This is a genomic window from Bacillota bacterium, from assembly GCA_012518215.1.
Lineage (GTDB): Bacteria > Bacillota > Dethiobacteria > DTU022 > PWGO01 > JAAYSV01.
The window spans coordinates 1-7,557 of record JAAYSV010000035.1; the positions used below are offsets into that span (position 1 = coordinate 1).

Genomic DNA, 7,557 nt, shown 5'->3' on the forward strand with positions numbered 1-7,557 from the left:
AAAACCCAGGAAATAGCTTCCCCCCACTGAGTAAGTGGTATTAACAAGGGTTTCCTCGGCCGCCTACGTTTTCTATTTCTTTTTTTATATGTTGGCTCGGCGACTGGGCCGTTCATGGGCCATAGCATAAAGAACGGTTCAGGGAGTTAGTGTGGTCAACCAGGGGATTCTTCGGCCGCCAGCGGCGGCCTCTGAATGGACAGGTAATACACTGTCCACATCACGTCGGCAGTCCCGTTTCGCTTCCTCGCCTTCACCGGCTATGGCAGCCATTCACTCTATGTTGCATATGCCAACATATCCGTACGGGGAAAAGATCAAAACGGGAAACAGATTATGGCGATGGTAAGGTGTGTACGAGGAGGGGATTCTTCGGTCGCGGCAAATAACGCCGCTCCCTCAGAATGACAGTATAATATAAAAGGCGACCTTCCCCCCCTGTCATTCCGAGCAAGCGGTGTTTAACAAGAACACTGGCATCAAGCCATAAAGATAAATGAAGTAGAAATGGTAACAACAGGGTGAAAGAATAGCGCCGCGAGGAATCTCGGGTAATGGCAAGCACTGTGCTTGACCATGGCAGCCATTCATTCCATGTCGCTGTCTCCAACATATCGGTACGGGGAAAAGCAGGAACCAGTTTGTATCGATAGAAAGGTGTGTTTGAGTGGTCAAGATTCCTCGTCGCGGCAAAATATAGCCGCTCGCTCGGAATGACAGGTAGTAGTATCTTTTTTTCTAACAGTAAAGGGGGCATGATGAAGTTGTCGAGATGGGCGGCCCGGGTGGCAGGCGGTGAGCAGGGGATGGTGCCATTCGTAACACCGCTGTTGGCCATATTCCCGAACATATTTTTTTTCCCCGATAATACCCGACAATAAAAGTTGTGATATAATTAAAAATAATGCTACGCGATGCAGGAGATTTGTTCGCTTGCCGTTCCAAAGGAGACAGGATAGATTGCTGAGACGATTCGCCAGCTATTACAGGCCCCATTGGCCTTTGTTCATTCTTGATTTTAGCAGTGCTTTCCTGATGGCTTCACTGGACCTGGTTTTTCCAGTTGCGGTTCAATGGACCATCGATCATATCATCCCCCAGAGAAACATGGCCCTTTTTTTGATGATCGGTGCTGCCCTGCTGGGGCTTTATCTTCTGCGTTCACTGCTCGAATATATCGTCAATTACTGGGGGCATGTGCTCGGGGTGCGCATTGAATTTGATATGCGCCAGGACCTTTTTGATCATATTCACAAGCTTTCCTTCCGCTATTTTGACCATACCAAAACAGGTCATATCATGTCGCGCCTTGTCAACGACCTCAACGAAATATCAGAGCTGGCTCATCATGGCCCGGAGGACCTGTTTATAGCTACGATAACATTGTGTGGCGCTATCGTTATCATGATGACCATCAACTGGCAGTTGACTCTTCCGATATTGTTCCTGGTGGTGGTGATGGGTTGGTTTGCAGTTAAAAAGAACAGGCAGATGCAGGAAGCCTTTCGCAATGTGCGCTTGAGAGTTGCCGATATCAATGCCCGGGTGGAAGATAGTATTTCGGGGGTAAGGGTGGTCAAGTCCTTTACCAATGAAAGCTATGAGATTGAAAAATTCAAACATGACAATCGAAAATTCCGCAGTTCAAAACAGGAATCTTTCCGCGCCATGGCTCAATTCTTTTCCGGGATCAACCTGTTTTCCAACCTGGCAAACCTGGCGGTAGTTTTGCTGGGCGGTTACTTTGTTTTTCGCGGGCAGATAACCGTGGGGGTGATGGTTGGATTTCTGCTTTACGTTTCCATGTTCCTGCAACCGATCCGCCGCATATCGATTCTGGTGGAGACTTATCAGAAAGGAATGGCCGGTTTCCACCGTTTTGTGGAGACGATGAAGGTAGAACCCGAGATCATAGACAGGAAGGATGCGCAGAAAGCCGGGCGCCTGCGGGGCGATATTTCCATCGACCGAGTCTCATTTGCCTATTCTCCGGGTAAAATCATTCTGTCCGATGTCGACCTGAAGATCGCTCCCGGAGAAACGGTTGCCCTGGTCGGGCCGTCAGGAGTTGGCAAGACAACCATTTGCAATCTTATTCCCCGTTTCTATGACATTCAGGAGGGCAAGATAAGCATCGATGGCGTTGATATTCGTGATTATACCCAGAGATCACTGCGACGCAATATCGGCATCGTTCAGCAGGATGTCTATCTGTTTTCCGGAACGGTAAAAGAAAATATCGCCTACGGTAAAATTGATACAGGTGACGAGGAAATAATCGAGGCGGCGATCAGGGCCAATGCCCATGAATTCATCATGGAGCTGGAGGATGGTTACGAAACTTACGTCGGGGAACGTGGAGTGATGCTTTCCGGCGGACAACGGCAGCGTATCGCCATCGCCCGGATTTTCTTGAAAAATCCGCCGATCCTCATTCTTGATGAGGCCACCTCCGCCCTGGACAATGAGACCGAGGCGATGATCCAGGAAGCGCTCTTCAAACTGTCCCGGAACCGCACCACCCTGGTGATCGCACATCGCTTGACCACGGTGCGCAATGCAGATCGGATCCTGGTTCTCACGGACGAAGGAATTGCCGAGGAGGGTTCCCACACGGACTTGTTGCAGAAAGGCGGCTATTATGCCCGGCTCTACGAGGCTCAATTCAATGGTTTCATCCCGGATACTGCCTGAAAATAACATGTCAAGGAAAAATGTTGACCCATCGTTATGAAAAGATAGGGACAGGGGATAGGGGAAAAGATTACCGTGGCCTATACCAGCAGCAGGCGATCGTTCAGTATCTTCTCACCGCCGGTTTCATAGAAGAGTTCGACCAGGCGGGAAACGCTCATATTTTCACGCTGTTCACCCTTGATATCAAGTACGATTTTACCTTCATGCATCATCACCGTGCGCGTACCCATGCTCAGTGCTTGCTCCATATTGTGTGTCACCATCATGGTAGTGATATTGACTTCTTCGATCAATTTTCCGGTCAGTTGCAATACCCGCAAGCCGGTTTTGGGATCGAGGGAGGCGGTATGCTCATCCAGCAGGGCCAGCGCCGGCCTTACCAGGGTGGTCATCAGCAAGGAGAGTGCCTGCCGCTGTCCGCCGGAAAGAAGTTTTACCTGTGTCGTGAGCCTCTCCTCCAGACCGAGGTGCAGTACGGCCAGCCGTTCGCGGAAAAAATTGCGCTCCTTTTCCGTGATCGCCCATGTCAATCGCCGTCGTTGCCCGCGCCTCATGGCCAGGGCCAGATTCTCTTCCACGGTCATGGAAGCGGCCGTACCCATCATCGGGTCCTGAAAGATCCGGCAGATGGAAGAGGCCCGCTTGAAATCGGGTTGTCGGGTAATATCTTCACCATCTATGGCGATGGTGCCATCTTCCACGGGATAGATGCCCGCTATGCAGTTCAGGAGCGTGGTTTTGCCGGCACCGTTGCCACCGACCACGGTTACGAACTCGCCAGTTTTCAGGTGCAGGGAAACCCTGTTCAGGGCCACTTTTTCATTGATACTTCCGGGATAAAATATTTTGGTTACATTGTTGATTTTTAACATCTACCGTTCACCTTGTTCAGTAATGCAAGCAATGTAATAGTATACACAAATATCTCAATTTATCAATCCTGTTTTCAAGATGCTGATTTACCGTTCATGGTTTTTAATTTTTTTCTGATTCCCGGCGCAATCAGGGCCAGGGTTACGATCAAGGCCGTGAAAAGCCGCAGGTCGGTATGTTCGAGAAAACCGAAACGCAGTACCAGCGCAATCGTCAGGCGGTAGATCAGCGAGCCGACAACCACTGCAATGAGGCGTCCCAGGATTGATTTTACTCCCATGATAACCTCACCCACGATTACCGAAGCCAGGCCGATGATGATCATGCCGATACCCATACTGACGTCTGCAAAACCCTGATACTGGGCGACGAGTGCTCCGGAGAGGCCCACCAGGGCATTGGAGAGGGAGAGCCCCAATATCTTGAGACGGTCCGTGTTCACACCCAGGCTGCGCATCATCGTTTCGTTATCGCCGGTGCCGCGCAAGGCCTGTCCCAGCTCCGTGCTGAGAAAAAGATAAAGGAAGACAACCGAAACCACAATTACCAGCAGGGCGACGATTGTCTGGCCGGTGCGTAGAGTCAGCCCCAGGTCTACCAGGGGATCAAAAACACTTCCATGACGAAGCAGAGGTATATTTGGACGCCCCATGATTCGCAGATTGATCGAATAAAGTGCGATCATGGTCAGAATTCCCGACAGCAGTGGTGTGATCTGGAAACGGGTATGCAGGATACCTGTTACGGCTCCGGCCAGGGCACCGGCAAAGGGGGCAGCCAGCGTGGCCACGAAGGGGTTGACCCCCGCAAAGATAAGGGTGGCTGCAATTGCTCCCCCCAGGGGGAGGCTTCCATCCACGGTAAGGTCGGCATAGTCGAGAATGCGGAAAGTGAGGAATACGCCCAGAACAAGCGGTCCATAGAGCAGACCGAGCAGGATCGCTCCCCAGACGATGGATATATTCACTTTCCGCACCTCCAACTATGTTTACTATTATGTATTCAGTAGGTTGATTACAGGTTTAAGTTACTCTATTATTGTAGCTTTGTCCAGAAGATCCTGGGGCAATGTAACCCCCATCTTCCCGGCGGCGGTGGTATTGACTACATATTCGTATTCGCTTTGCCCTTCCACCGGAAGGTCAGCCGGCTCTGCATCGCCACGCAGGACTTTGGCTGCCATCTTGCCGGTCTGATAGCCAAGCTTCAGATAATCAATGCCCACCGTGGCCAGAGCCCCTTCTTTCACGGTATTTCCTTCACCGGCGATGATGGGGATATTGTTTTCCTCGGCTGTCTTGATTACAGAAGCGATGGCCGCGACGACCGTGTTATCCGTGGGGATATAGAAAGCATCGACCTTGTCAGCCAGAGATTCGGCAGCGGTAGCAACTTCACCGGTGCCGGTGATGGCTGCTTTTTCTACCTCAAGATCCAGATCCGGTGCGATTTCCTCCAGAAGTTCAACTTGAACAATGGAATTGTCCTCGGCAGAATTGAAGATGACACCGACTGTTTTTGCTTCGGGGACGATCTCCTTGATCAGGCTGAGCTGGTCTGCAATGGGGTTCATATCATGGGTTCCCGTGGCGTTGCCCCCGGGGTTTTCCAGGCTTTCCACCAGCCCGGCATCAACCGGATCGGTAACCGCTGTGAACAGAATCGGGATTTCTTCAGTAGCGTTCTTTACCGCCTGTGCTGACGGGGTGGCTATGGCCAGAATAAGATCAACCTCATCGGTAACAAATCCCTCGGCAATGGTCGTGGCCGTGGTCATATCTCCTTGAGCAGACTTGATTTCAATGGTTAAATTTTCACCTTCTACAAAACCTTCGTCTTTCAATGCCTCGATGAACCCTTCCCGTGCAGCATCCAATGACGCGTGATCGATTATCTGGGTGATGCCAATCTTGTATTCTGTTTCTGTCTTCTGCAGGCTGTCACAGCCGACAACTGAAAATGAGGCGACAAGCAGAATTGAAACCAAAAACCAAACCCATGTTTTTCCCATCGAAACGATACCTCCTCTTTTTTGCGGTGTTCAGTACCGGAAAAGAAAAAAGCCTGCAAGGCTTTTGTGCATACTCCACCTACCTTTCCGTTTTTCCGATAAAACTATTTTTCACCGTATTATACCGCAATTTTAAGATAAAGATAAATGATTGTCAATATTCAGAACCATGGGGAAATATTTGGTACATTGCTTGATATTTCATGGCAGGTACGGGTAACAGGTGAAATTTCATCGGGTACGGCATTTTTTGCCGAGGCGGAAGGATCCCGCTTCGATACTTTTTTTGTTGGTGGCGTTGATGGCGCTACATCAATTCATGTGCCGAAGGACAAAGTGCCATATCGCCCCGGGATGATGTTTCGGCACTGTAATTGTCATCTGAATACGCTGCATGAGGTTTTATGGTTTTTGTCGGAAAAAAGTTTCGTACTACCATCCAAAGAAAAATGTCTTCCGAATTTTGTGATGCGAAAGCAGATAGAAATTGCAAGGCAGCGATAATCTTATTTTGTGTCATCAGCGAAAAAAAAAAGAAATTAGGTGATTCAGGAAGGAAAATACAATTAAATGTAGAATTTAACCAAATAGCTGTAATAATGTGAAATCGGTAAATGGTTAAATAATTGGACGACTCATCGGGAGGTGAATGAACAAAGCCAAAAGGATCATTCTCCGAAATCAAGAGAGAGGGAGGTGGTTTTTAGTTTTGTATGCAAACAATCTGCCGATGAAACAATGCAGGCAGGTTGTGGTTTCCAACAATCTTCATAAAGAAATCGGCTACAAATATTGCCGCGGTAGTACATGTTTCAAAATTGAGGGTTTAAAACATAAACAAAACAGGGGAAATTTGGCATCAAGGTGCCGTTAAAACATATACAATAGGGAGGAAAATTAGCGAATGATGACAACCAGACCTGGAAAAAACAAGTTAATTGTATCAGTTTTGTTGATCAGTTTTCTGTTGAGTTTTCTAGTTGCCGTTCCGGCTTTGGCTTCAGATGATGAGCCGGCCGAAAATCCTTTCCTGTACGGTGATGTGAATAATGATGGCAAGATCGATATAGCCGATGCTATTCTGATATTGAGGCACATAGTCGATCTGGTCAAGCTTGAAAAAGAAGACTATGAATATGCGCAGTACGCGGCCGAAGTCAGTGCCAACAATGAGATAGATGTATTCGATGCGATATTCCTTCTGAGAAGAGTTGTCGGCTTGATCGAAGAAGGCGATTTCCCTGCTGAGATACGTCTGGCAGACGCCGAAAAAATTGTAGTGAAAGCCATCGAAAGCGAATCAAGCGATCTGGATCTGGAATTGATCCGTGAGGCCTTGGAAATCTTGCTGCCGCCGATTCCGCCCCGTGATGACCTTGAATCCTGCATAGACATTCTCGAGGCTATAATGGCAGCCGAGGCAAGTGAATCACTCGAAGAAGTTGCAGATATGCAAGCATTGATAGACGAACTACCCGATGGCGAAGCAAAAGCTGCGTTGCAGGCCCGTCTGGATGATCTGAAAGTGGAGATCGAGGGAATCTTTGTAGAAGGCGAGCCTTTTGCCGGGGAGACCTTGATAGCGATACCGACACCGGAAGAAGCAACGGGTGATTATCAATGGTTGAGGGCCGACAGTGAAGATGGCGAATATGAAGAAATTGCCGGGGCAACAGATGGCATTTATACCTTGACAGAGGACGATGTCGGGAGTTTCATCAAAGTAACAATAGATGGAACGGGTGCCTACAAGGGAACAGCGACAAGTGAAGCCATCGGGCCGGTCGAAGAAGCAGATCCAGAAGCGGCAAAGATAGCATTCATTGAAGCCTTCAACGCCATAATTGAAGAAATAAGAGTGGACGGCGACTTGGTTGCAACGGCCAATATGACCTACGATGAAGACATCGGAGTTTTATTTGTAACCGATAATGCTGGCGATATCTATGCAGGCGCCGGAGTCGTGGTCAATGCTC

The 7,557-nt window shown here is 48.9% G+C and carries 6 protein-coding genes; 3 read left to right on the forward strand and 3 right to left on the reverse strand.

The genetic code is table 11. The features are described from left to right. The first annotated feature begins 960 nt into the window (after positions 1 to 960). Positions 961 to 2,694 (forward strand): ABC transporter ATP-binding protein, encoded by a 1,734-nt coding sequence (locus GX364_05490; GenBank protein NLI70295.1) that lies wholly within the window; start codon positions 961 to 963, stop codon positions 2,692 to 2,694. Positions 2,695 to 2,774: 80 nt separating this feature from the next. On the opposite strand, the gene GX364_05495 is transcribed toward GX364_05490, so the two are convergent. The 3 genes from GX364_05495 to GX364_05505 form a co-directional block, all read right to left on the reverse strand. After that, positions 2,775 to 3,569 (reverse strand): ATP-binding cassette domain-containing protein, encoded by a 795-nt coding sequence (locus GX364_05495; GenBank protein NLI70296.1) that lies wholly within the window; start codon positions 3,567 to 3,569, stop codon positions 2,775 to 2,777. A 74-nt stretch (positions 3,570 to 3,643) separates the two neighbouring features. Then, on the reverse strand, positions 3,644 to 4,537 hold the full coding sequence (locus GX364_05500) for an ABC transporter permease (GenBank protein ID NLI70297.1): 894 nt from the start codon (positions 4,535 to 4,537) through the stop codon (positions 3,644 to 3,646). Between the two features lie 60 nt (positions 4,538 to 4,597). Continuing rightward, complete coding sequence (locus GX364_05505) at positions 4,598 to 5,581, reverse strand: ABC transporter substrate-binding protein (GenBank protein ID NLI70298.1); 984 nt, start codon at positions 5,579 to 5,581, stop codon at positions 4,598 to 4,600. Between the two features lie 147 nt (positions 5,582 to 5,728). Here GX364_05505 and GX364_05510 point away from each other — a divergent pair, with 147 nt between their 5' ends. Beyond that, complete coding sequence (locus tag GX364_05510) at positions 5,729 to 6,085, forward strand: hypothetical protein (protein NLI70299.1); 357 nt, start codon at positions 5,729 to 5,731, stop codon at positions 6,083 to 6,085. Between the two features lie 400 nt (positions 6,086 to 6,485). Next, the coding region (locus GX364_05515; GenBank protein NLI70300.1) for a hypothetical protein at positions 6,486 to 7,557 on the forward strand (1,072 nt) is incomplete at its 3' end.